A 21760-nucleotide genomic window follows, 5' to 3' on the forward strand; every position below is an offset into this window, starting at 1 on the left:
TGTTGGGGGCCGACCTTCACTTGAGGAGCCGTGATGTTCCGTACGTTCCGTTCGTCCCTCGGGAGCCGGTGATGGATGACCTCGTCGACCAGGCCGATCGGGTGATCTCGGCGCTGTTCGGGCCGGAATCCGGCATCCCCTGGTGGTTCTGGGGCGCCGTGGTGCTCCTGATCTTCCTGAAGCTGCTCTACCCGGTGATCTTCCCGGAGCTCGCCGCCGACGAGGCGCGCACCGAGCAGCGGCTCAAGGAGTTCCGCAAGGAGCGGGACGACCTGGGCAAGGGCGGCAAGAAGGGGAAGAAGGCCAAGAAGAAATAAAAGGCTTGGGAGTACGCAGGAAGGCCCGTACCGGCGCGGTACGGGCCTTCCTCGCGTGGTCGTCAGCCGCGGGCGTCCAGAGCCTGGCGGTAGAGGCTGCCGGCGCGGTACGAGGAGCGGACCAGCGGGCCGCTCATCACGCCCGCGAAGCCGACCTGCTCGGCCTCCGCGCGGAGCTCGATGAACTCCTCCGGCTTGACCCAGCGCTCGACCGGGTGGTGGCGCGGGGTGGGACGGAGGTACTGCGTGATGGTGATCAGCTCGCAGCCGGCCGCGTGCAGGTCGCGCAGGGCGGTGGAGATCTCGGAGCGCTCCTCGCCCATGCCGAGGATCAGGTTGCTCTTGGTGACCAGCCCGGCGGCGCGGGCCTGGGTGATCACGTCGAGCGAGCGCTCGTAGCGGAAGCCGGGGCGGATCCGCTTGAAGATGCGCGGGACCGTCTCGACGTTGTGCGCCAGCACCTCGGGGCGGGCGCCGAAGACCTCGGCGAGCTGGGTGGGCTCGGCGTTGAAGTCCGGGATCAGCAGCTCGACACCGCAGCCGGGCTGCAGCTTGTGGATCTGGCGTACGGTCTCCGCGTAGAGCCAGGCGCCGCCGTCGGGCAGGTCGTCGCGGGCCACGCCGGTGACGGTGGCGTAGCGCAGGCCCATGGTGGCGACGGACTCGCCGACCCGGCGGGGCTCGTCGGCGTCGAACTCGGCCGGCTTGCCGGTGTCGATCTGACAGAAGTCGCAGCGGCGGGTGCACTGATCGCCGCCGATGAGGAAGGTGGCCTCGCGGTCTTCCCAGCACTCGTAGATGTTGGGGCAGCCCGCCTCCTGGCAGACCGTGTGCAGGCCTTCCTTCTGCACCAGGCCGCGCATCTGGGTGTACTCAGGACCCATCTTCGCCTTGACCTTGATCCACGGCGGCTTCCGCTCGATGGGAGTCTCGGCGTTGCGCGCCTCGATGCGCAGCATGCGGCGGCCCTCGGGAGCAATAGTCACAACCCGAAGATACGCCCGACACGGGGGGCCGCACGGTAGGGGCGACGAGGCTCACGTGACGTTACGTGTGACTGCCATCACGCTCTCCGGTTGCGGCGAGGGGTGCAGCGCGGAAATTCGGTTGAAGCGACAATCAGCGGCCCGTTAACCTCCCGTCCACGGCAGTGACGGGACCGAGTAACGCTCCGATCCACCGGCCGAGAGAGCCACCGGCAGCTGTGAGGGTGGCCCGTGTGCCGGAGCGTGAAGACACCCCGGAGCCGAGCAGTACAAGAGGCGCCCGCCGGTGACGGCAGGGCGCGAAGGTGTGGTGGCACCGCGAGGATTCCCGCTCGCCCACACCTCCCTGGGGCCGCGTTGCAGCACCTAGAGGAGGTAACCCGCCATGCAACGCATCCTCTCCACCGAACTGGCCGGACGACCCGGGACAAGGGTCACCGTCGCCGGATGGGTCCATCGCCGTCGCCTGCTGAAGTCGGTGGCCTTCCTGATCCTGCGGGACGCCGGTGGGCTGATCCAGATCGTGGTCACCGAGCCGGGCGCCCGGAAACTCCTGGAGGAGACGCCCGAGGAGAGCGTCGTCCGGGTGACCGCCACGGTCACCCCGAACCCGCAGGCGCCGCAGGGCTATGAACTGACCGCCCCGGAGCTGGACGTCCTCTCCGCTGTGGACGTACCCCTGCCCCTGGAACTGCATCGACCCGAGATGAGCGCGAGCCTGCCCACCCAGCTGGACCACGCGTCGCTGGCGCTGCGGCACCCGGCGCGGCAGGCGACGCTGCGGATCGCGGCCGCCGCGGCCGCGGGATACCGGCAGGCCCTGGAGGCGCAGCGGTTCGTCGAGATCCACACGCCGAAGATCGTCGAGTCGGCGACCGAGTCCGGTGCGAACGTGTTCACCCTGGACTATTTCGGACGGCCCGGTTACCTGGCCCAGTCGCCGCAGTTCTACAAGCAGGCGATGGTCGGCGTCTTCGAGCGGGTCTTCGAGGTCGGCCCGGTGTTCCGCGCCGAGCCCAGCGACACCGCGCGGCACCTGGCGCAGTACACCTCGCTCGACGCGGAGATGGGTTTCATCGCCGGCCACCGGGACGTGATGGCCGCGCTGACCCGCACGCTCTCCGGGATGTTCGCGACGATCACCGAGCGGACCGGGTTCGCGACCCCGGAGGTGCCGGCCGAGATCCCGGCGGTGCACTTCACCGAGGCGCTGCGGATCGCCGGGGCACCCGCGGACGAGCCGGACCTCGCGCCGGCTCACGAGCGGGCGGTGTGCGCGTGGGCGCTGCGGGAGTACGGCTCGGACCTCGTCTACGTGACCGGCTACCCGATGCGCAAACGGCCTTTCTACACGCACCCGGACCCGGCCGACCCGGCGTACTCGAACGGTTTCGACCTGCTCTTCCGCGGTCTGGAGATCGTCACCGGCGGCCAGCGCCTGCACCGGCACGCCGACTATCTCGCCGCGTTGCGCGAGGTGGGTGAGCCACCGGCGGCCTATCGGGGTTATCTGGAGGCTTTCCGGTACGGCATGCCGCCGCACGGTGGCTGGGCGATCGGACTGGAGCGGCTGGTGGCGCGATTGACCGGCGCGACTAACGTGCGGGAGGTCGTCGCCTTCCCCCGTGACCTGCACCGGATGGCGCCGTAACCCGTCACGTGGGAGAGATCTCGGTGTTGATCGACCTCGACGTACCGCCGGTCTCGGCCCCGGAGCGCGCGCGGCCCCTCCCCTGGCGGCGGCTGCGCGCGCTGGCGTCGCTGCTGACACCGTCGGTCTTCTACACGGCGCACCTTGCCGGGGACGGTCTGGAGATCGTCGCCCGCCCGCTGGCCGCCGGTGTTCCGTCCTGGCACGCCACGGTCGCGGCGGACGTGGGGGTGATCGAGCTGCGCACGGGTGCGGTCTACGGCTCGCTGCCGGGGATCAGCCCGTTCGGCTGCACCGCCGCCGGGGACCATCTGGCGTGCCTGGCGGACGGCGTGACCACCGCGGTCTGGCGGGTGCGTTAGAGGATGACGGCGAGGGTGACCACCGCGACGACCACGAACGGCACCACGGTGGTGCAGATCAGGATCACCCAGGCGACCGGGTGACCGAAGTTGAGCATCACCCCGCCGCCCTTGCGGGGTACGAAGATCCGCTTGTCCCGGGGCTCGCGGTAGATCGCGCCCATCAGAGGAGCGTCGGCAGGTGGCGCTCGACGACCGGCAGCACCTCGGCGATCGGCACCGGGCGGCCCAGCTCGGCGCTGAGCGAGGTGACCGCGGCGTCCCGGATGCCGCACGGCACGAACCGGTCGAAGTTCGCCAGGTCGCAGTCGCAGTTCAGCGCGAAGCCGTGCAGCGTGACGCCGCGGGAGACCCGGATGCCGATCTGCGCGATCTTGCGATCCAGCCCGCCGTCGGTGGCCCGTACCCAGGCGCCGCTGCGGCCCTCGATCCGCTCGGCGGTCACCCCGAACTCGGCGCACACGTCGATCAGCAACTGTTCGGTACGCCGTACGTACGCCACCACGTCGACCGGGTCGGAGAGGCGCAGGATCGGGTAGCCGACCAGCTGCCCCGGCCCGTGCCAGGTGATCTTGCCGCCCCGGTCGACGTCGACCACCGGGGTGCCGTCGAACGGCCGGTCGGCGGGCTCGGTCCGCTTGCCGGCGGTGAAGACGCTGGGGTGCTCGAGGAGCAGGATCGTGTCCGGCCGATCCCCGTTCGCCACGGCCTCGTGCACGCGCTTCTGCTCCTCCCAGGCCTCGACGTAGTCGACGAGACCCGGGCGCAGAACGGTGAGTACGGAGGAAGTCACGGCTGAAAGCCTAGCCCCGTACTCACCGGTACTCACTGGTCGACGGGGTCGACGCCGCGACGGATGCGCCACACCAGGACGCCGTCGACGCGCTCCGGCTCGCCGAGCAGGTCGGTGGCGGTCGTCTCCACCGCCTTGCGGAACAGCGTGTAGTGGTCCGAGCCGGTGATCTCGTCGGCCAGGAAGACCGCCTCGACGCCCCAGTACGCGAAGTCCGCCCGGGCCTGCGCACGGTCGTCGTTGCTGAGCTGGGCCACGTAGCCGTACAGGGCGGCCCGCAGGAACAGCCAGTCGGTGGGCCGCGTCTCGGCGCCGATCCGGCCGGGCAGCTTGCGACCCGCCTCGCCGGTGGTCTGCGGGCCGAGGAAGTAGCCGTCCGGGATCCGGAACTGCTCGCCGCCGCGCGCCATCGTGTACGCCTGCCAGCGCATCCCGTCCGCGGTGATGTTCAGCGCGAACGGCAGCGCGGTGATCACACCGCCGTCGGAGACGTACTGCTTCCAGGTGCCGTTCGCGATGAACGCGGGCTCGGCCGAGCGCTCCTGGACCGGCAGCGGCGTCGGGAAGATCAGCAGCAGGCCGGCCGCGAGCGCGACGGCCACCGTGTTCCGCAGCGCGCCGGTGAGCTTCCGGCTCATCATGTCGTCGACGACCAGCGCGAGCAGGATGCCGAAGACGCCGACCACCGCGAGGGCGAACCGGAGCGGCAGTGCCGAGTTGAAGAGCGGCAGACGGGCCAGCAGGGCGTACGGGAGAGGGATGTCGAACTCGTGGTGCAGCCAGTTCAGCCGCGGGCCCCAGGAGAGCACCGTGAAGACCAGACCGACGATCGCCACCGCGCGGACCGTCGCCCGGCGGCCCGGGTCGGCGCGGCGCCACACCAGGACGAGTGCCAGCAGCATCGCCAGCACCAGCGGAACACCGAAGTACGACGTCTCCTCGGTGTTGTTCGGCGCCAGGTCGGAGCCCCAGCCGAAGAGCGCGGCGACCGACCGGGTCGGGAACGACAGGTACGACGCCGGGTCCTCGACGAAGTAGCGCTGGTTGAAGCCCGTACCGGAGAAGGTCTGTTTCCCGGCGAAGTGCATGTAGAGCGGATAGGCCAGCAGCACCCCGCCGACCACCGCGGCGACGCTCAGCGCCCGCAGCACGGTGGGCAGGGCCGCCCGGGCCTCGGCACGTACCGGGCGGGCCAGCGCCCAGACGCCGAGGAAGATCGCGCTGGCGATCGCGGTGTAGAAGAGCCCCTCGGCGGCGATCGAGAAGCCGACCGCGAGCAGCACGCCGAGGATCGCGCCGTTGCGCAGCCAGCGCAGCCGGCCCTGCTCGCGCAGTTTCAGCACCCACCAGATCACCACCGGGGCGACCCAGCCGGCCGACCAGTTCAGGTGGCCGTTGGCGTGTGCGACGAAGCCCGGCGCGAATCCGCAGAACAGACCGGCGATCGCGGCCGCGACCGTGTGCCGGACCAGCCAGCGGCGGAAGAAGAGGTACCACGCGAAGGCCGAACCGGCCAGGTTCAGCGTGAGGATGGTCACGAAGCTGACCTGCGGGCCGGCGAAGTGGCTCAGCGGGGAGAAGAGCACGGTGTAGACCGTGATCGAGGTGTTCGCCGCCAGGTTCACCCCGAGCGGGGCGTTCATCAGGTCGGTGAAGAACGGGTCGGACCCGTGGGTGACCGTGTACCAGCCGTACCCCAGCAGCCACTCGAAGAAGCCCGTGTCCTGCACGTTGTCGGAGAGCGCGTGGGTGTACGGGTCACGCCAGAGGCCGTTGAGCACGTACACGGCGAGGACCAGCGCCACGGAGGCGACGGTGAGGTGGGCCCGCCACGCACGCCGCGGTCGCGGGGACGCCGCGGGCGGGTCGAGGGGCGGATCGGCGGACGCGGCGGGGGCGGGGGCGGCGACGGACATCAGCCGCAGGTTAGCAGTGGGTCCTGTAGATCATCGGTTGATCACGGCTTCCGGGCGCAGGGCCGCGGCCAGAGCGGACTCGATGTCCGGGTACCGCCAGGAAAAGCCCGCCGCGCGCAGGACGCCGGGAATGACCCGCTGACTCCGTTGCAGCTCACCGGCCATCTCACCGAGCACCACGTCGAGCAGTGGACCGGGCACCGTGAGGAACGCCGGGCGGTGCAGCTGCCGCCCCAGCTCCCGGGTGAACTCCCCGTTCGTGCACTGCCGGGCGGAGACGAGATTCACCGGACCGGCCAGGTCCTCGCGTTCCAGCAGGAACTCGGCGGCGCCCAGCCAGTCGGCCATCGCGATCCAGGCCATCCACTGCCGGCCGCCGCCGAACCGGGCGCCGCCGCCCAGCCTGAAGAGCGGCAGCAGCGGCTTGAGCAGCGAGCCCTGGGCGTCCACGGCCGGCGCGGTGCGCATCAGCACCACCCGGGTGCCGGCGTCCTCGGCCGGGTGCGCGGCGGCCTCCCAGACCCGGCAGAGGTCGGCCAGGACGGTGTTCCCGGCCGGGGCCTCCTCGGTGACCTCCTGGTCGCCGGTGTCGCCGTACCAGCCCGCGCCGGAGGCGTTCAGCAGGGTGCGGGGCCGGTCGGCCGCCGGGAGCTTGGCGATCGCGCGGGCGACCGTGTCGGTGGTGTCCACCCGGCTGGACCGCAGCACGTTCTGGTACCGCGCCGTCCACCGGTGGTCGCCGATGTTCGCCCCGGACAGGTTGATCACCGCGTCCGCGCCGGCCAGCACCGCCGGGTCGAGGCGGCCCTGCGCGGGCGCCCAGACGGCCTCCGCCTGGTCCCGGGCGGGACGCCGGACCAACCGGACGATCTCGTGGCCGCTCTGCCGCAGCCGCTCCGCGAGGCGGGTGCCGAGGAAACCCGACGCTCCGGACATGACGATCCGCATGCCCCGAATCCTTCCCGAAGATCGCGCTCCGCAAAACAGAACCGGGGGCACGCCACACGGCGTACCCCCGGTTCCGATGGAAAGCGTTACAGGCCGAGCTCACCCTCGAACTGGCCGGCCTCCAGGCGCTCCTTCAGCGTGACCAGGAAGCGGGCGGCGTCTGCGCCGTCCACGATCCGGTGGTCGTAGCTGAGGGCCAGGTAGACCATCGAGCGCGGCACGATGATCTCGCCCAGGTTCGGGTCGTTGACCACCACGGCGCGCTTGACCACCGCGCCGGTGCCGAGGATGCCGACCTGCGGCGGGGTGAAGATCGGGGTGTCGAAGAGCGCACCCCGGCTGCCCGTGTTGGTCAGCGTGAACGTGCCACCGGCGATCTCGTCCGGGCTGAGCCGGTTGTTGCGGGTCCGGTCCGCGACGTCGGCGATCCGCTTGGCCAGGCCGGCCAGGTTCAGGTCGCCCGCGTCCTTGATCACCGGGACGATCAGGCCCTTGGGCGCGTCCACCGCGATGCCCAGGTTCTCGTGGCCGTGGTACGTGACCGTACCGGCCTCGAGGTCGATCGACGAGTTGATCACCGGGTGCTGCTGCAGGCCCTCGATCGCGGCGAGCGCGAAGAACGGCAGGAACGAGAGCTTCACGCCGTGCGTGGCCTCGAACGCGGCCTTGGCCTTGCTGCGCAGCTGGGCGATCTTGGTGACGTCCACCTCGATCACCGTGGTCAGCTGCGCCGCGGTCTGCAGCGCCTCGACCATGCGCCGGGCGATGGTGGCCCGGGTGCGGGTCAGCTTCTCGGTCCGGCCACGCAGCGGGCTGGGCGCCGGCTTCGCCTTGGCGGCCGGAGCGGCAGCGGCGGCGGGAGCGGCGGCCGGTGCCGGCGCGGCGGCCTGCGCCTTGGCGGCGGCCTTCTCGGCGGCGTCGATCACGTCCTGCTTGCGGATGCGGCCTCCGACGCCGGTACCGGTCAGCGTGGACAGGTCGACACCCTTCTCGGCGGCGAGCTTGCGGACCAGCGGGGTCACGTAGCCGGCGTCGCCGGCACCGTTCGACTGGACCGACTCGGCGGCCGGGGCGGCGGGCTGGGCCGGAGCCGGCGCGGCCGCGGGGGCCGGAGCGGGCGCGGGCTTGGACTCGGCGACCGGCGCGGGCGCCGGGGCGGGAGCCGGTGCGGCCGGGGCCGGCGCGGGTGCGGCCGGAGCCGGAGCCGCGGCCGGTGCGGCCGACGCGCTGCCGATGACGGCGAGCACGGCGCCGACGTCGGCGGTCTCGTCCTCGGGGACCTTGATCTCCAGGACGGTGCCGGCCACCGGCGACGGGATCTCCGTGTCGACCTTGTCGGTGGAGACCTCGAGCAGCGGCTCGTCCACCTCGACGGTCTCGCCGACCTGCTTGAGCCAGCGGGTGACGGTGCCCTCGGTGACGCTCTCGCCGAGCGCGGGCATCTTCACCTCGGTGCCCTCGGCCGCGCCGCCGGACTGCTGCGGAGCGGCCGGAGCCGGCGCCGCCTCGGCCTGGGCGGGGGCCGCGGGAGCGGGCTCCTGCTGCGCGGGCGCAGCCTCCTGCTGTGCGGGGGCGGGCGCGGCCGCACCGGCGTCCTCGCCGTCCCCGGCGATGACGGCCAGCTCGCTGCCGACCTCCGCGGTCTCGTCCTCGCCGACCACGATCCGCGCGAGCACACCCGCGGCGGGCGACGGGATCTCCGTGTCGACCTTGTCGGTGGAGACCTCGAGCAGAGGCTCGTCCGCCTCGACCCGCTCGCCCTCCTGCTTGAGCCAGCGCGTGACGGTGCCCTCGGTGACGCTCTCACCCAGCCGCGGCATGGTTACCGATACCGGCATTTTTCCCCAAACTCCTTAACGCTTCTCGAAGCGATCGAATCAGCTGTGCGCGTGCAGGGGTTTGCCCGCGAGCGCGAGGAAGGCCTCGCCCAGCGCCTCGTTCTGCGTCGGGTGGGCGTGTACGAGCTGGGCGACCTCCTCGGGGAAGGCCTCCCAGTTGTAGATCAGCTGGGCCTCGCCGACGAGCTCACCCATGCGGGCGCCGACCATGTGGACGCCGACGACGGGGCCGTCCTCGACCCGGACCAGCTTGACGAAGCCGGCGGTCTTGAGGATCTGGCTCTTGCCGTTGCCGCCGAGGTTGAGGTTGTACGACGAGACCTTGTCCGCGCCGTACTTCTCCTTGGCCTTGGCCTCGGTCAGGCCCACCGACGCGACCTCGGGGTCGGAGTAGGTGACCCGCGGGATGCCGGCCTCGTCGATGACCGCCGGGTTCTTGCCCGCGATCTCCTCGGCCACGAAGATGCCCTGCTGGAAGCCGCGGTGCGCGAGCTGCAGGCCGGGCACGATGTCGCCGACGGCGTAGATGTTGCCGACGCCGGTGTGCAGGCGCTCGTTGACGATCACGAAGCCCCGGTCCAGCGTGATGCCCTGCTGCTCGTACCCGAGGTTCGCGGTGGTCGGGCCGCGACCGACCGCGACCAGCAGGATCTCGGCCTCCAGGGTCTCGCCGCCGGCGATGGTGACCTTGACGCCGTCCGCGGTCTTCTCGACCTTCTCGAACGGCTTGCCGACCTTGAAGTTGATCTTCCGCTTGCGGAACGCGCGCTCGACCTGCTTCGAGATCTCCTCGTCCTCCGCGGCGACCAGGCGGGGGAGGGCCTCGATGATGGTCACGTCGGCGCCGAACGACTTCCACACGCTGGCGAACTCGACGCCGATCACGCCGCCGCCCAGCACGATGGCGGAGGACGGGACGCGGTCCAGCTTCAGCGCGTGCTCGCTGGCGATCACCCGGACGCCGTCGACGTCGAGACCCGGCAGCGAGCGCGAGTAGGAGCCGGTGGCGAGGATGATGTTGCGGCCGGTGTAGCGCTGCCCGTCCACCTCGACGGTGTCCCGGCTGACCAGCTTGCCGGCGCCCGCGACCACGGTGATGTTCTTGTTGTGGCCCAGCAGGCCCTGCAGGCCCTTGTAGAGGCGGCCGACGACGCCGTCCTTGTACGCGTTCACCCCGGCCATGTCGACGCCGACCAGGTTCGCCTTGATGCCGAACTGCTCGCTCTCGCGGGTCTGGTCGGCGAGCTCGGCCGCGTGCAGCAGCGCCTTGGTCGGGATGCAGCCGCGGTGCAGGCAGGTGCCGCCCACTTCGGCCTTGTCGATCAGCGCTACGGAGAGGTTCAGCTCGGCGGCACGGAGCGCGGCCGCGTATCCGCCACTGCCCGCGCCGAGAATGACGATGTCGAAGGTTCCGCCGTTCGGCTGGCTCACGTTGACTCCAGTGGTCATCATCGTCGCCATGTGGGTCACACAATGGAAACGGTCACAGTCCCGTCTCGGACATCTTGTCACTTGAAGTGCCGCTCAATGCAGGCAGGTGCCCCACGACACGTCCACTCGTCGTACCCTTGCGGCATCGAACGCGAGGAGGGCTTGCGGCGTCGAGGGTGAGGAGAAGCAGTGGCCTGGTTTCGGCGTCGTCCACGCTCCGGTCCGTCCGGCGGGCGCCCGGTGGATCAGGCCGATCTGGATCATCTCACGCAATTCGTCCGGACACGCCGGGGTGTCGAGGCTTTCATCGAGCCGCGTACCACGGTGACCGAAACCACCGTGTTGCTTGTGGCACACGATGGGGAATGGACCCGCCGCCGAATTGAATCCCCGGAGTACGCCCGCCGTTTCGCACACCAGCTGGCATTACCCATCTACGACGTGAAGTTGCTCGGATATCCGCAGCGAATGCGCGATTACAACGCCCGGCAGCGGCGCCGCCCGGCCTGAGCCGGACGGCGGGTGCCGGTCGTTTACGCCAGGTCGTCGACGATCTGCAGCAGGGTACGGATCGGCACGCCGGTGCCGCCCTTGGTCCAGTACCCGGTGGCCTCGCCGGTGTGGTAGCTGGGGCCGGCGATGTCGATGTGCGCCCACTCGACGCCCTCGGACACGAACTCCCGCAGGAACACGCCGCCCTGCAGCATGTGCCCGGCCCGGTCCAGGTTCGCGTTGGTCTGGCAGATGTCGGCGATCTCCGACTCCATGCCCTTGCGGACGTCGTCCGGCAGCGGCATCCGCCAGGCCGGCTCACCGACCGTGGCGCCGGCCGTCTCGACCAGCGCGGTGGCCTCGTCCGAGCCCATCAGGCCGGAGATCCGCTTGCCCAGCGAGATCACCTGGCCGCCGGTGAGCGTGGAGGCCTCGAAGAGGTAGTCGGTGCCGTCCGCGCAGGCCCGGGCCATCGCGTCGCCGAGCACCATGCGGCCCTCGGCGTCGGTGTTGAACACCTCGACCCGCTTGCCGTTGAACATGGTGATCACATCGCCCGGCCGGTACGCCGACCCGGACGGCATGTTCTCCGCGATCGCCAGGTAACCGGAGACCGCGACACCCGGCTTGAGCTGGGCGATCGCCAGCAGCGCGGCGGCCACCGCCGCGGCGCCGGCCATGTCCGACTTCATCTCCCACATGCCGGCCGCCGGCTTGATGCTCACGCCGCCGGTGTCGAAGGTGATGCCCTTGCCGACCAGCGCGACCCGCTTCGGCTCGGCGACGCCCTCCGGCGTGTAGGTCAGCTTGACCAGTCGTGGCGGCGCCTCGGAGCCCTGGCCGACCGCCACGATGCCGCCGTACCCGCCGGCCTTGAGCTGCTCGAAGTCGAGCACCTCGACCTCCAGGCCCACCTCGGTCGCGGCGGCCGTGACCAGGTCGGCGAGGTTCGCCGGGCGCAGCTCGTTGGGCGGCATGTTCACCCAGTCGCGGGCCAGGCGCACCGAGCGGGCCACCACCTCGGCGCGGCGGAGCTCGGCCGTGGCCGCCTCGTCGCCGGCGTCCGCGATCGAGATCTGCAGCGCGGCCACCGGGTCCCGGCGGCCCTTCTGTGGCTTGGTCTTGTACCCCGCGAAGCGGTACGACCCGAGCAGCGCGCCCTCCAGCACCGCGCGCAGCACGGTGGGGGCGTCCTCGTCGTCGGGCAGCGGCAGGGCGAGCGCCACGGCGGGGCTGCCGGCCAGGGCGCGGACCGCGGCGCCGGTGCCCCGGCGCAGGGTCTCCCGGTCCGGGGCGGAGCCGGACGGCTCGTCGCCGAGGCCCACCGCGACGATCAGCGGCGCGGATATCGTGCCGAGCGTGGCCAGCTTGGTCACCTCGCCGGGCGCGCCGGTCGCGCCGAGCAGGGCCAGGGTCGACGTCAGCTTGCCGTCGAACGCCGCGGCGATGCTCTCCGCGCCCGCGGCCGGAAGCAGGGCGCCACCCTGGTCGGGCTGGCTGTGCAGGCCGATGACGATGGCATCGACCGCCAATTCGGCCGGATCGGAATCGACCAGGCTGAGGCTGGGCAGGGTCACTCGGGCTCTCCGGGACGTCAGGCCGGGCCGGCGGCCGGTGGGCGCGCTCCCGGATGGTGGGAAGCCGATGCGAGTGTGCACCGGCGTGGGTGGTATTCCCGCCGACTCTAACTACCTCCAAGGTCACCGGTAAGTTGAGTCTCATGTCTTCCGAGTTCACCGGGCAGCTTTTCCGCTCACCGCTGCACGAACGGCACGTCGAACTGGGCGCCAAGTTCGCCGCCTTCGGCGGCTGGGAGATGCCCCTGGAGTACGCGGGCGGCGGCGTCCTGCGGGAGCACGCCGCGGTCCGGGAGGCGGCCGGCGTCTTCGACGTGTCGCACCTGGGCAAGGCCCGGGTCCGCGGCGCCGGCGCGGCGTCCTTCGTGAACTCCTGCCTCACCAACGACCTGAGCCGCATCCACCCCGGACAGGCGCAGTACACACTGTGCTGCGACGAGACCGGCGGCGTGGTGGACGACCTGATCGCGTACCTCTACGGCGACGACCACGTCTTCCTGATCCCGAACGCCGCGAACACCGCCGAGGTGGTCCGCCGTCTCGCCGCGGCCGCGCCGGAGGGGCTGACCGTCACCGACGAGCACCGGGACTTCGCCGTCCTGGCCGTGCAGGGCCCGCGCTCGGAGGCCGTGCTGACCCGGCTGGGGCTGCCCACCGGGCACGGCTACATGTCGTTCACCGAGGCGTTCCTGGGTGAGGCGGGCATGATCGTCTGCCGGACCGGGTACACCGGCGAGCACGGCTACGAGCTGGTGGTGAGCGCGGAGGACGCGGTCGCGGTCTGGGACGCGCTGATCGCCGAGGGGGTCCGCCCGTGCGGGCTCGGCGCGCGCGACACCCTGCGCACCGAGATGGGCTACCCGCTGCACGGCCAGGACCTCTCGCCGGAGATCAGCCCGGTGCAGGCCGGCGCCGGCTGGGCGGTCGGCTGGTCCAAGCCGGCCTTCTGGGGCCGCGACGCGCTCCTCGCGGAGAAGGCCGCCGGTCCCCGGCGGCGGCTGCGGGGTCTCGAGCTGGTCGGCAAGGGCGTGCTTCGTGGTCATCTTCCGGTGTACGCCGGGGAGCGGGCGATCGGCGAGACGACGAGCGGCACGTTCTCGCCCACGAAGAAGGTGGGCATCGCGCTGGCCCTGATCGACACCGCCGCCGATCTCGCGGACGGTGCCCGGGTCGACGTCGACGTCCGGGGCCGCCGTCTGGAGGCCCGGCTGGTGAAGCCCCCGTTCGTCCAGCCCTCGGTGCGCTGAGTCAGCCCAGGGTCAGGGCGATCAGGGTCACCGTGGTCGCACACTCGACGAGGGCACCCAGCACGTCGCCGGTGATGCCGCCGAACCGGCGTACGCAATGAGCCAGGAGCGCGAGCGCCGCACCCACCGCGAGGAGGACGGCGAGCGGGCCCTGCCACGGACGGCCGGGCACCGCGGCGGTGGCCGCCCCCAGCAGGACGGCCGTGCCCGCCAGCACGGCCGGTAGCGGCACCGTGGCGGCCACCATGGCACCCAGGCCCTCCGGGCGGGCCGGGGGCACCCCGCGGCGGCAGGCGAGCGTGATCGCGAGGCGGCCGGTGGCCCAGGCGATCACGACGGCCGGCCAGGCGACCGCGGCCACGGCGGCGGACTGGATCAGGACCGTGGCGGCGAGCGCGACCACGCCGAACGGGCCGATGTCCGGCTTCTTCATGATCTCCAGCGCGGCGGCGCCGGAGCGGTAGGAGCCGAGCGCGTCGACCGTGTCGGCCAGCCCGTCCAGGTGCAGGCCCCGGGTGAGCAGCGCGCCGGCCGCGACCGTCACCCCGGCCGCGACCAGCGCGGGCGAACCGGCCGCCCGCAGACTCTGGTCCAGGGCCGCGAGCGCCAGTCCGAGCAGCGCGCCGACCAGCGGCGCGAGCGCCATGGCGACGCCCGCGGTGGGCCGGTCGACGCGCCCACCGCGCACCGGCAGCACGGTCAGCGTGGTGACCGCGAGCCGGAGTCCGTCGCCTGTTCGCCCTCCGCTGTCAGACACCAGGCTCGGCGATGTCCGCGATCTCGAAGTCCTCGCCCGCCGCGGACTGCTCGGCGAGCATCGCCGGGTGCACCGGCAGGGACGAGGCCAGGCCGATCGCGGTACGCAGCAGCGGGAGCACGGCCAGCGCGTTCGCGCCCTCGCCGAGGTCCAGGCCGAGCTCCAGCACCGGGGTCAGGCCGAGCACGTCCGCGCCCTGCTTGACCATGCCGAGCGTGCCCGCCTCGGGCAGCAGGCACCAGTGCCGGGTCTGCCCGGCCAGATCCCGGGCGATCAGCCCGGCCGCGATGCCGAGCGGGCCGTCCAGCAGCACCGGCACCCGCCGGGCCGCCGCGCCGAGCAGCACGCCGGTCGCCACCGCCAGGTCCAGGCCGCCGATCTCGCGGAGCAGGTCGGTGGCGCCGCGCGGCTCCTGGCGGATCCGGTGCAGGGCGTCGCGGACCGCGGCGCACCGGACCATCCAGGCGTGGTCGTCGAAGCGCCCGCCGGGCCGGAGCACCCGGGGCAGCGTGGCGGCCGCCTCGGCACCGGTGGTCGCGGCGAGGATCGCGGTGGCCGCCGCCTCGACGCCCACCCCGATCCCGGCCAGCAGCAGCGCGTCGCGTCCCGCGTCGGCGGCGTCGTCGGCGAGCTGCCAGCCCTGGCGCAGCGCGGCCTCGACCGCGCCGAGCTCGGCGACCGGGCCCTCCTCCATCGCGCCGGCGCTGTGCACGCGCAGCACCGCGATGTCCGCGCCCGCCTGACCGGCCAGCCGGCCCAGCACGCCGACACCGAGTTCGGCCTCGGCGACCCGGCGCTCGGTGTCCCGCGCGTCGGAGCCGGCGGCCGCGCCACCGCCGTGGTGACCGGAGATCACCACGACGCGTACCGAGGTCCACGGGCGCGGGGTGGTGGTGTCCTGGATGGAGGCGGCGAACTCGATCGCCTCGGTCAGCGCGCCCAGGCCGCCGCCGGGCAGGTCCGCCCCGACCAGGCGCTCCCGGGCGTCCGGTCCGGCGTCGGTGCTGGGCAGCGGGAGGTCCATGCCCGGCTCGATCTTGGTGAGGCCGGAGGCGACCAGCGGGAGGCTCATGGTCTGCCCGGAGAGCGCGTCCGCGACGGCCGACCGGGAGAGCACCACGGTCGCCTCGGTTGGCGGCGTGAAGTAATCCGGATCGGTCGGCGGGGTCACGAAGACCGGCGGGACCGTGGGGAGTGCCGGAGGCGGGGGCGGTGCCGGGGTCGGCGCGGCCACCGGAGCCGGGCGCAGCAGCGCGACCGTCGGCTCCTCCTCCTGCGGGATCCGCTCCTCCTGCGGGATCCGCCGGACGTCTCCGTCGGTCTTCTTCAGCCAGGTCGGCTGGCCCGCGACCACCAGGACCACGCCGTCGCTCGCCTCGGCCAGTGCCTGGTTCGTCGTGCCCAGCGCGTCCGCGAAGGCCCGTCCCACCGGCGTGGTCGGCACCAGGGAGAGCCCCACCTCGGGACTGACCAGCACCACCCGCGCCGTACAGGAGCGGACCGCCGCGGCCAGCGCCGCGACGTCGGCGGGATCGTCGTTGGGCTGCCGGGCCGGGTCCAGCAGCGCCGCCACCCAGCCGCCCAGGTCATCGACGAGGAGCGTGTCGTCCGGCTTCGCGCCGGCGATCAGCTCGGTGAGCCGGGCCGGGTCGGCCCCGGTCTCCTCGGTCGACCAGGACTGCGGCCGGCGTCGTTGATGCTCCTCGATCCGGGCCAGCCACTCCGGGTCGTCCTCGCCGCCCACCGCGGTCGCCACATACCGTACCGCCGGCGCATCCGCCACCAGGGACTCGGCGAACGCGGATTTGCCGGACCGGATCCCGCCGAGCACCAGGACCGTGTTCCACCGATCATCGGACATGCCCCGTACCTTAAAGCCGAGCCGCACAAGAACACGCCGTAGGGTGGAAGCCCACGACGGACGAACGTGAGGGGGCGGCTCAATGCCGTGGAGTTGGCGGTACGAAGACGTCGACGGTAAGCCGGTCGACGGGCCTGCCGAGACCTTCAGCAGCCAGGCGGACGCCGAGTCCTGGATCGGGCAGGAGTGGCGTCAGCTGCAGGGTGCCGGGGTCGGCAAGGTCGTGCTGGTCGAGGACGACCGGGTCGACTATGCGATGAGCCTGCAACCGGCGGACTGACGTGACCTACGAACCGGTCTACACCCGTACACCCCGGAACGCGTTCGTCCCGAGCCCGGTCTTCGTCGGCATCGTCGCGATCTTCGCGGTCAGCGGCGTGATGACGTGGACCCGCTTCGGGAACATCGGGATCGACGCGTTCCTCTTCGTGATCTCGGGCTGGCTGGTCTCGCTCTGCCTGCACGAGTACGCCCACGCCGTCTCCGCGTACCTCTCCGGCGACCTGACCGTCGCCGAGCGCGGCTACCTCCGGCTGAACCCGCTGAAGTACACGCATCCGGTGCTCTCCATCGTGCTGCCGGTGATCGTGGTCATCCTCGGCGGCATCGGCCTGCCCGGCGGCGCGGTCTGGGTCGACCACCGGTACATCCGCTCCAAGGTGAAGGACTCGCTGATCAGCGCGTCCGGCCCGCTCACCAACGTGGTCCTCGCGGTGCTGCTGGCGGTGCCGTTCCTGATCGGGCTCGGACCGGACCTGAGTACCATCCGGACCGAGCCCCACCTGGAGTTCTGGGCGGCGCTCGCGCTGCTCGTCTTCTTCCAGGTCACCGCGAGCGTGCTGAACTTCATGCCGATCCCGGGCCTGGACGGCGGCAGCGTCATCGCCCCCTGGCTCAGCCCCGCCTACCAGCGGGTGTGGACCATGTTCGCGCCGTACGGGTTCCTGCTGCTCTTCGCGCTGCTCTGGCAGACCCCGGTGGGCACCTGGTTCTACACCGTGGTGGACGCGGTGGCCGGCTGGCTGAACGTGCCGTCCTGGCTCTACGCGTACGGCTACGAGATCATGCGGTTCTGGAGTTCCTAGGGCCGTTTTCCGGGGCTGGTCGTGAGTGCGGGATCCCGCGTCACGACCGGCTCCACGATCTCGTCGATCGCGGCCAGCAGACCCTCGTCCAGCGTCACCCCGGACGCCTTCACGTTGTCCCGGACCTGCTCCGGCCGGGACGCCCCGATGATCGCCGCCGAGACGTTCGGGTTCTGCAGCACCCAGGCGATCGCGAGCTGCGCCATGGTCAGCCCGGCCTGGTCCGCCAGGGGCCGCAGCCGGGCCACCGCGGTCAGCACGTCGTCGCCGAGCCAGCGCGCGATGAAGTTCGCCCCGGCCTTCTCGTCGGTGGCCCGCGACCCGGACGGCGGCTGCTGCCCGGCCTGATACTTACCGGTCAGCACCCCCTGCGCGAGCGGTGACCAGACGATCTGCCCGAGCCCCAGTTCCCCGGACGCCGGCACCACCTCGGACTCGATCACCCGCCACAGGATCGAGTATTGCGGCTGGTTCGAGACCAGCCGGATCCGCAGTTCATCGGCGAGCGGCTTCGCGGCCCGGATCTGGTCGGCGCTCCACTCCGAGACGCCGATGTAGTGCGCCTTGCCCCGGTGCACCACGTCGGCGAAGGCCTCCATGGTCTCCTCGAGCGGCGTGTTGTGGTCGAATCGGTGCGCCTGGTACAGATCCACGTAATCGGTGCCCAGCCGGCGGAGCGAGCCGTCGATCGACTCCATGATGTGCTTGCGGGAGAGGCCGCTGTCGTTCGGCCCCGGGCCCGTACGCCAGAAGACCTTGGTGAATATCTCCAGGCCCTGCCGTCGCTCGCCCTTCAGCGCGCGGCCCAGCACCTCCTCGGCGCGGGTGCCGGCGTAGACGTCGGCGGTGTCGAACGTGGTTATCCCGGAGTCGAGGGCCGCGCGCACGCACGCGAGCGCGGCCTCCTCCTCCACCTGGGACCCGTGGGTGATCCAGTTGCCGTAGGCGATCTCGCTGACCAGCAGGCCGGAACGGCCGAGATGACGGAATTCCATGAACCGACGTTAGGCCCCGGCCGAAGCCCAGCCCCGGCCGGACTCCGGCACGCCGCAGCCCCGGCCGGGTTCCGAAATACGGGCTAGATCACCGGCCGGACGTCCGGCCTCAGCGTCTGCAGTTGCTCGATCGCGTCGGCGCGCTCCACGTAGCGGGTCTCCACCAGCGGCCGGCCGTCCCGGTCCAGCGCGCCCCAGCGCCCCGCCTCGTCGGTGATCAGGAACGCCGACGGGTGGATCACCACGCTCCGGTGCACCGGCGGGACCAGCTGCTGCCCGGTCCGGTCGATCACACCGAAGCGCCCGTTCCCGCCGTCCACCACGGCCAGCCCTTCGCCGGTGAACCCGTCGATCGGGCCGCCGACGCTGAGCGCCGTCGCGAACTGCCGGAACTGCGGCTGCACCGCGATCCGGCCCTGCTTGTCGATGGCGCCCCAGCCGCCCCGCTGGAACAGGGCCAGCCCGTTCCGGAACGGCCGCGCGTCCTGCCAGCCGCCGGGCACGACCATCCGGTTGCCCCGGTCGATCGCGAACCAGCCGCCCTCCTGGTCCCGGGTCACCCAGGCCAGCCCCTCGGAGAACCGGTCCGCGGCCAGGTAACCGGAGTCGGCCCCGATCAGCACGGCACCGTTCTGGTCGATCAGTTCCCAGGCGGGGGAGTCCGGGCGGCGTACCCAGGCGACCCCCTCGGAGAAGGCCTGCGCCTGCGCGTACTGCGGTTCGACGGCCGCCGCGTACCCCCAGAGCCCGGTGCCGTCGTCGCGCAGCGGTATCGGCGTCAGCGTCTCCCCGAGGATCTCCTCGCGGGTCCGCGCGTAGGGCCCCCAGCCGTCCAGGCTGAGGTCGCTGATCAGGTCCAGGGCCAGCTCGACCCGTTCCACCAGCTCCTCGTCGGCGCCCTTGCTGAGGTCCAGGGCCCGCTCGAAGTGGTTCACCGCCTCCAGGTACCGCCCCTGCTCGAACGAGGACCGCCCGGCCAGCTCCCGGATCTCGGCCCGCAGCCGCCCGGACAGCTCCTCCGAGTCGGCCCGCGCGTAGAGCCGGTCCGCCTCATCGAACTCACCACGCCACTGCAGCACGTGCGCCAGCCGCGCTTGCGCGATCGAAATCGGTCGCGCTTCCCCGCTGGCCTCCGCGTGCCGCAACCCTTCCCGCGCATCGGTGAGCGCGTCGTCGTCCTCACCCAGCACCCGGTATATCACCGCCCGCAGGCTGAGCAGCCCGGCGCGCACGTTGTCCCGCTCCGCGAACTCCAGCCGGTCGGTCAGCCGATCCGCCACATCCCAGAGCCGATCCGGTTCCTCGACCCGCTCCCGCAACGTCTGCGGATCGAACATCCATACATGCGCGGCGAGAATCTGCTCCGGATCCGCCCGCCGCCGATCCGCCGGCGCCTGCTGATCACGCCGCTGCCGGATCGCGGGTTTCGCTTCCCGGGTACGCACGGCCCCGGGCTTCCGCCCCAGCGCCCGAGGCTCCTCAGCCCTCGCCGCGTTCCCGGCATCCTCGCCCGCCGCGTTCCCGGCCTCCTCGCCCGCCGCGATTCCGGCATCCGCGCCCGGTGCCTCCTGCTTCGCATGGTTCTCGCCCGCCGGACCCTGCTCCGCAGAGTTCCCGGCCGTCGTGCCCTGCCCGGCTTCCGCCGTCGTGCTCTGCCCGGCTTCCGCCGTCGTGCTCTGCCCGGCTTCCGTCGTCGTGCCCTGCCCGGCTTCCGCCGTCGTGCTCTGCGCGGTCTCCGCCGTCGTGCTCTGCCCGACGGCAGGGTCGCCCGGCGTTCCGTGCCCGGTGGCAGCGACGGTCGCCTCGTCGGCGTCCATTCCCGCTGCCTGTACGGCGGCCGTCTCGCTCTCGTCTCGCTGCGCCGTGCTCTCGCCCTGCGCCGTCCCGCTCTCGCCCCGCACAGGCTCGTTCCCGGCCCGTCCCGGCGCGTCCACGTCGTCGCCCGTCGCAGCGGGCGAGACCTGAACCGTCGCGCCCACGCCGTCGTCCGTGCCCGCCACGCCCGCGCCGTCGTCCGTGCCCGTCGTGCCCGCGCCGTCGCTCGTGGGCGCCGTGCCCGCGGCATCGGCCGTCGACACTTCGACGGCGGTCTCGGACTCGCTGTCCGTCCGTTCCGCCGGCTCGGCCACGACCATGGTGGAGACGGCGGCGGCCGCTTCGGCCGCGGTGTCGTCGACGAGGTCAGTGGCTGGTCCGGTAGTCCCGCCGTGGTGGTGCTCGGCGAGAGACCCGGGTGCGGACGTGTCGTGGTCGTCCCCAGCCCCCGGTTCGGCACCGGACCTCGTCGGCTCGGCCGACCGGCCGCCGTCCCGGGCGGGTTCGACGTCGTCCACCGGCAGCGCCGCGTCACGGCCACCGGCGGTATCCCGCAGCGGCTCCCGACCGAGCCCGCCCGGAACCTCCTCCGTGACGTCGAGCTCCCCGAGGTTCAGCGTCCGGAAGCCCAGATCGCCGTCCACCACGAGACCGATCTCGGTCTCCGCACCCAGCGAGCGCCCGGCCACCGGGCCGCCCACCTGGCTGTCCGACGGTCCCGTCACCGAGATGGCTTCCCCGTCGACCGAACTCTCCAGAGCGGGCGCTTCCGCCCCGATCAGACTCTCCAGAGCGGACGCTTCCGCGCCTGTCCCACTCCTGACCACCTCGGCCTCACCGGCCGCAGTCCCGTCGCTCTCGTCGCCCGCACCGGCATCGACCGTGCCGTCGCCACCGATCGCGTCACTGGTCGCGCCGCCGTCGTTCGCCGTGCTCTCGTCGTCGCCTGCCGTGCTCTCGTCGTCGCCGTCGTCGGGAGACGGAGCGAACCAGCCCATCGGCTTGGTCGTCTCGTCGACCTCCACCACCGCTTCCGGCGCCGGCTCCTCCGCCTCGGGCACCGGCGTGGTGGCGCCGAGCCCGCTCATCGACAACAGCCACCCGAGCCCGTGGGACTCGGCGCCGCTCTCCTGTTCCGTAGCACCATTCTGCTGCGGCGCCGTTTCCGCCGCCAGCATGCCTGCCTGGCCAGAATCCGCGGGCGTACCCGGCACGGCCATCCCGGCAGCCACGTCCCGAACCTCCGGCTGCACCGGCACCGGCTGTCCAGGCACGGGCTGTCCAGGCACGGGCTGTCCAGGCACGGGCTGTCCAGGCAGCGGCTGTCCAGGCACGGGCTGCCCCGAAACCGGCTCGGCCGGCCGCGTATAGCGCGGATCCGATGCCACCGGCTCGCCGCCCTGCAGCGCCCCGGCCCGCCGTGGGTCGATCGGCCGCGTCTGCTCCTCGGCCCGGCTCAAGCCGCCCTGAGCCATCCCGCCCTGAGACGCGATGTCCGCGGCCGTGTCCTCCGCGGCCGCATGCGAGCCCACCCTCCGCGGATCAAGCGGCCGCGTGTGCTCCTCGAAGCGCTCCGGCACCTGCGGTGCGGACGGCACCTGCGGTGCGGACGGCACCTGCGGTGCGGACGGCACCTGCGGTGCGGACGGCACCTGCGGTGCGGACGGCACCTGCGGTGCGGACGGCACC

Annotated in this window: 19 protein-coding genes; 7 read left to right on the forward strand and 12 right to left on the reverse strand. The window is 72.3% G+C overall.

What is annotated here, in order from left to right; all coding sequences use genetic code 11:
* Window positions 1-71: 71 nt before the first annotated feature.
* Window positions 72-317, forward strand: a complete 246-nt coding sequence (locus AB0M08_RS21860; protein ID WP_364496037.1) for a hypothetical protein — start codon at window positions 72-74, stop codon at window positions 315-317.
* Between the two features lie 62 nt (window positions 318-379).
* Here AB0M08_RS21860 and lipA read toward each other — a convergent pair whose 3' ends face one another.
* Complete coding sequence (gene lipA, locus AB0M08_RS21865; RefSeq protein WP_364496159.1) at window positions 380-1276, reverse strand: lipoyl synthase; 897 nt, start codon at window positions 1274-1276, stop codon at window positions 380-382.
* Window positions 1277-1688: 412 nt separating this feature from the next.
* Here lipA and aspS point away from each other — a divergent pair, with 412 nt between their 5' ends.
* Both aspS and AB0M08_RS21875 read left to right on the forward strand, forming a co-directional pair.
* Window positions 1689-2954 carry an aspartate--tRNA(Asn) ligase gene (aspS, locus tag AB0M08_RS21870; RefSeq protein ID WP_364496040.1) on the forward strand — a complete coding sequence of 422 codons (1266 nt, stop codon included), beginning with the start codon at window positions 1689-1691 and terminating at the stop codon, window positions 2952-2954.
* A gap of 23 nt (window positions 2955-2977) precedes the next feature.
* Window positions 2978-3316, forward strand: coding sequence for a hypothetical protein (locus tag AB0M08_RS21875; RefSeq protein ID WP_364496043.1), 339 nt, complete (start codon window positions 2978-2980; stop codon window positions 3314-3316).
* Here the strand turns inward: AB0M08_RS21875 and AB0M08_RS21880 are convergent.
* The 6 genes from AB0M08_RS21880 to lpdA form a co-directional block, all read right to left on the reverse strand.
* Window positions 3313-3480, reverse strand: a complete 168-nt coding sequence (locus AB0M08_RS21880; protein WP_364496045.1) for a peptide ABC transporter substrate-binding protein — start codon at window positions 3478-3480, stop codon at window positions 3313-3315. The two genes, AB0M08_RS21875 and AB0M08_RS21880, sit on opposite strands and share 4 nt — an antisense overlap.
* Window positions 3480-4109, reverse strand: a complete 630-nt coding sequence (lipB, locus tag AB0M08_RS21885) for a lipoyl(octanoyl) transferase LipB (RefSeq protein WP_364496048.1) — start codon at window positions 4107-4109, stop codon at window positions 3480-3482. Before lipB ends, AB0M08_RS21880 begins: the two co-directional genes overlap by 1 nt.
* A gap of 32 nt (window positions 4110-4141) precedes the next feature.
* Window positions 4142-6025 carry a DUF2079 domain-containing protein gene (locus AB0M08_RS21890; RefSeq protein WP_364496050.1) on the reverse strand — a complete coding sequence of 628 codons (1884 nt, stop codon included), beginning with the start codon at window positions 6023-6025 and terminating at the stop codon, window positions 4142-4144.
* A 30-nt stretch (window positions 6026-6055) separates the two neighbouring features.
* A complete protein-coding gene (locus tag AB0M08_RS21895; protein WP_364496053.1) occupies window positions 6056-6973 on the reverse strand; it encodes a TIGR01777 family oxidoreductase in 918 nt (305 codons plus the stop codon).
* Between the two features lie 86 nt (window positions 6974-7059).
* The gene (sucB, locus tag AB0M08_RS21900) at window positions 7060-8811 is read right to left on the reverse strand and encodes a 2-oxoglutarate dehydrogenase, E2 component, dihydrolipoamide succinyltransferase (protein ID WP_364496056.1); all 1752 of its coding nucleotides are present in this window, start codon (window positions 8809-8811) and stop codon (window positions 7060-7062) included.
* Between the two features lie 39 nt (window positions 8812-8850).
* The gene (lpdA, locus tag AB0M08_RS21905) at window positions 8851-10272 is read right to left on the reverse strand and encodes a dihydrolipoyl dehydrogenase (protein ID WP_364496059.1); all 1422 of its coding nucleotides are present in this window, start codon (window positions 10270-10272) and stop codon (window positions 8851-8853) included.
* Between the two features lie 159 nt (window positions 10273-10431).
* Here lpdA and AB0M08_RS21910 point away from each other — a divergent pair, with 159 nt between their 5' ends.
* Window positions 10432-10752 (forward strand): hypothetical protein, encoded by a 321-nt coding sequence (locus tag AB0M08_RS21910; protein ID WP_364496061.1) that lies wholly within the window; start codon window positions 10432-10434, stop codon window positions 10750-10752.
* A gap of 23 nt (window positions 10753-10775) precedes the next feature.
* Here AB0M08_RS21910 and AB0M08_RS21915 read toward each other — a convergent pair whose 3' ends face one another.
* Complete coding sequence (locus tag AB0M08_RS21915; RefSeq protein WP_364496063.1) at window positions 10776-12311, reverse strand: leucyl aminopeptidase; 1536 nt, start codon at window positions 12309-12311, stop codon at window positions 10776-10778.
* A gap of 143 nt (window positions 12312-12454) precedes the next feature.
* Between AB0M08_RS21915 and gcvT the strand changes: the two genes are divergently transcribed.
* Complete coding sequence (gene gcvT, locus AB0M08_RS21920) at window positions 12455-13558, forward strand: glycine cleavage system aminomethyltransferase GcvT (protein WP_364496066.1); 1104 nt, start codon at window positions 12455-12457, stop codon at window positions 13556-13558.
* Window position 13559: 1 nt separating this feature from the next.
* Here gcvT and AB0M08_RS21925 read toward each other — a convergent pair whose 3' ends face one another.
* Both AB0M08_RS21925 and AB0M08_RS21930 read right to left on the reverse strand, forming a co-directional pair.
* Entirely contained in the window at window positions 13560-14318 is a 759-nt protein-coding gene (locus tag AB0M08_RS21925; protein WP_364496162.1) for an adenosylcobinamide-GDP ribazoletransferase, read from the reverse strand.
* The gene (locus AB0M08_RS21930; RefSeq protein ID WP_364496069.1) at window positions 14308-16176 is read right to left on the reverse strand and encodes a bifunctional adenosylcobinamide kinase/adenosylcobinamide-phosphate guanylyltransferase; all 1869 of its coding nucleotides are present in this window, start codon (window positions 16174-16176) and stop codon (window positions 14308-14310) included. Before AB0M08_RS21930 ends, AB0M08_RS21925 begins: the two co-directional genes overlap by 11 nt.
* Before the next feature lie 82 nt (window positions 16177-16258).
* Between AB0M08_RS21930 and AB0M08_RS21935 the strand changes: the two genes are divergently transcribed.
* Together AB0M08_RS21935 and AB0M08_RS21940 are read left to right on the forward strand one after the other, a co-directional pair.
* Window positions 16259-16456, forward strand: a complete 198-nt coding sequence (locus AB0M08_RS21935; RefSeq protein WP_364496072.1) for a hypothetical protein — start codon at window positions 16259-16261, stop codon at window positions 16454-16456.
* A 1-nt stretch (window position 16457) separates the two neighbouring features.
* Window positions 16458-17261: a site-2 protease family protein gene (locus AB0M08_RS21940; protein WP_364496074.1), complete on the forward strand. Its 804-nt coding sequence runs from the start codon at window positions 16458-16460 to the stop codon at window positions 17259-17261.
* Here the strand turns inward: AB0M08_RS21940 and AB0M08_RS21945 are convergent.
* Window positions 17258-18256 (reverse strand): aldo/keto reductase family protein, encoded by a 999-nt coding sequence (locus AB0M08_RS21945; protein WP_364496077.1) that lies wholly within the window; start codon window positions 18254-18256, stop codon window positions 17258-17260. The two genes, AB0M08_RS21940 and AB0M08_RS21945, sit on opposite strands and share 4 nt — an antisense overlap.
* Window positions 18257-18339: 83 nt before the next feature.
* On the reverse strand, window positions 18340-21303 hold the full coding sequence (locus tag AB0M08_RS21950) for a WG repeat-containing protein (RefSeq protein ID WP_364496080.1): 2964 nt from the start codon (window positions 21301-21303) through the stop codon (window positions 18340-18342).
* Between the last annotated feature and the right edge of the window lie 457 nt (window positions 21304-21760).

Origin of the sequence: Actinoplanes sp. NPDC051851 (assembly GCF_040681165.1) — a bacterium.
Taxonomy (GTDB): domain Bacteria; phylum Actinomycetota; class Actinomycetes; order Mycobacteriales; family Micromonosporaceae; genus Actinoplanes.

What these genes read in the sequence shown, in the direction of transcription:
- sucB (WP_364496056.1), bottom strand. Translation starts at nt 8,811, where the DNA reads ATGCCGGTATCGGTAACCATGCCGCGGCTGGGTGAGAGCGTCACCGAG.
- AB0M08_RS21895 (WP_364496053.1), bottom strand. Translation starts at nt 6,973, where the DNA reads ATGCGGATCGTCATGTCCGGAGCGTCGGGTTTCCTCGGCACCCGCCTC.
- AB0M08_RS21945 (WP_364496077.1), bottom strand. Translation starts at nt 18,256, where the DNA reads ATGGAATTCCGTCATCTCGGCCGTTCCGGCCTGCTGGTCAGCGAGATC.
- gcvT (WP_364496066.1), top strand. Translation starts at nt 12,455, where the DNA reads ATGTCTTCCGAGTTCACCGGGCAGCTTTTCCGCTCACCGCTGCACGAA.
- AB0M08_RS21860 (WP_364496037.1), top strand. Translation starts at nt 72, where the DNA reads ATGGATGACCTCGTCGACCAGGCCGATCGGGTGATCTCGGCGCTGTTC.
- AB0M08_RS21930 (WP_364496069.1), bottom strand. Translation starts at nt 16,176, where the DNA reads ATGTCCGATGATCGGTGGAACACGGTCCTGGTGCTCGGCGGGATCCGG.
- AB0M08_RS21890 (WP_364496050.1), bottom strand. Translation starts at nt 6,025, where the DNA reads ATGTCCGTCGCCGCCCCCGCCCCCGCCGCGTCCGCCGATCCGCCCCTC.
- AB0M08_RS21935 (WP_364496072.1), top strand. Translation starts at nt 16,259, where the DNA reads ATGCCGTGGAGTTGGCGGTACGAAGACGTCGACGGTAAGCCGGTCGAC.
- AB0M08_RS21880 (WP_364496045.1), bottom strand. Translation starts at nt 3,480, where the DNA reads ATGGGCGCGATCTACCGCGAGCCCCGGGACAAGCGGATCTTCGTACCC.
- lipA (WP_364496159.1), bottom strand. Translation starts at nt 1,276, where the DNA reads ATGCTGCGCATCGAGGCGCGCAACGCCGAGACTCCCATCGAGCGGAAG.
- aspS (WP_364496040.1), top strand. Translation starts at nt 1,689, where the DNA reads ATGCAACGCATCCTCTCCACCGAACTGGCCGGACGACCCGGGACAAGG.
- lpdA (WP_364496059.1), bottom strand. Translation starts at nt 10,272, where the DNA reads ATGGCGACGATGATGACCACTGGAGTCAACGTGAGCCAGCCGAACGGC.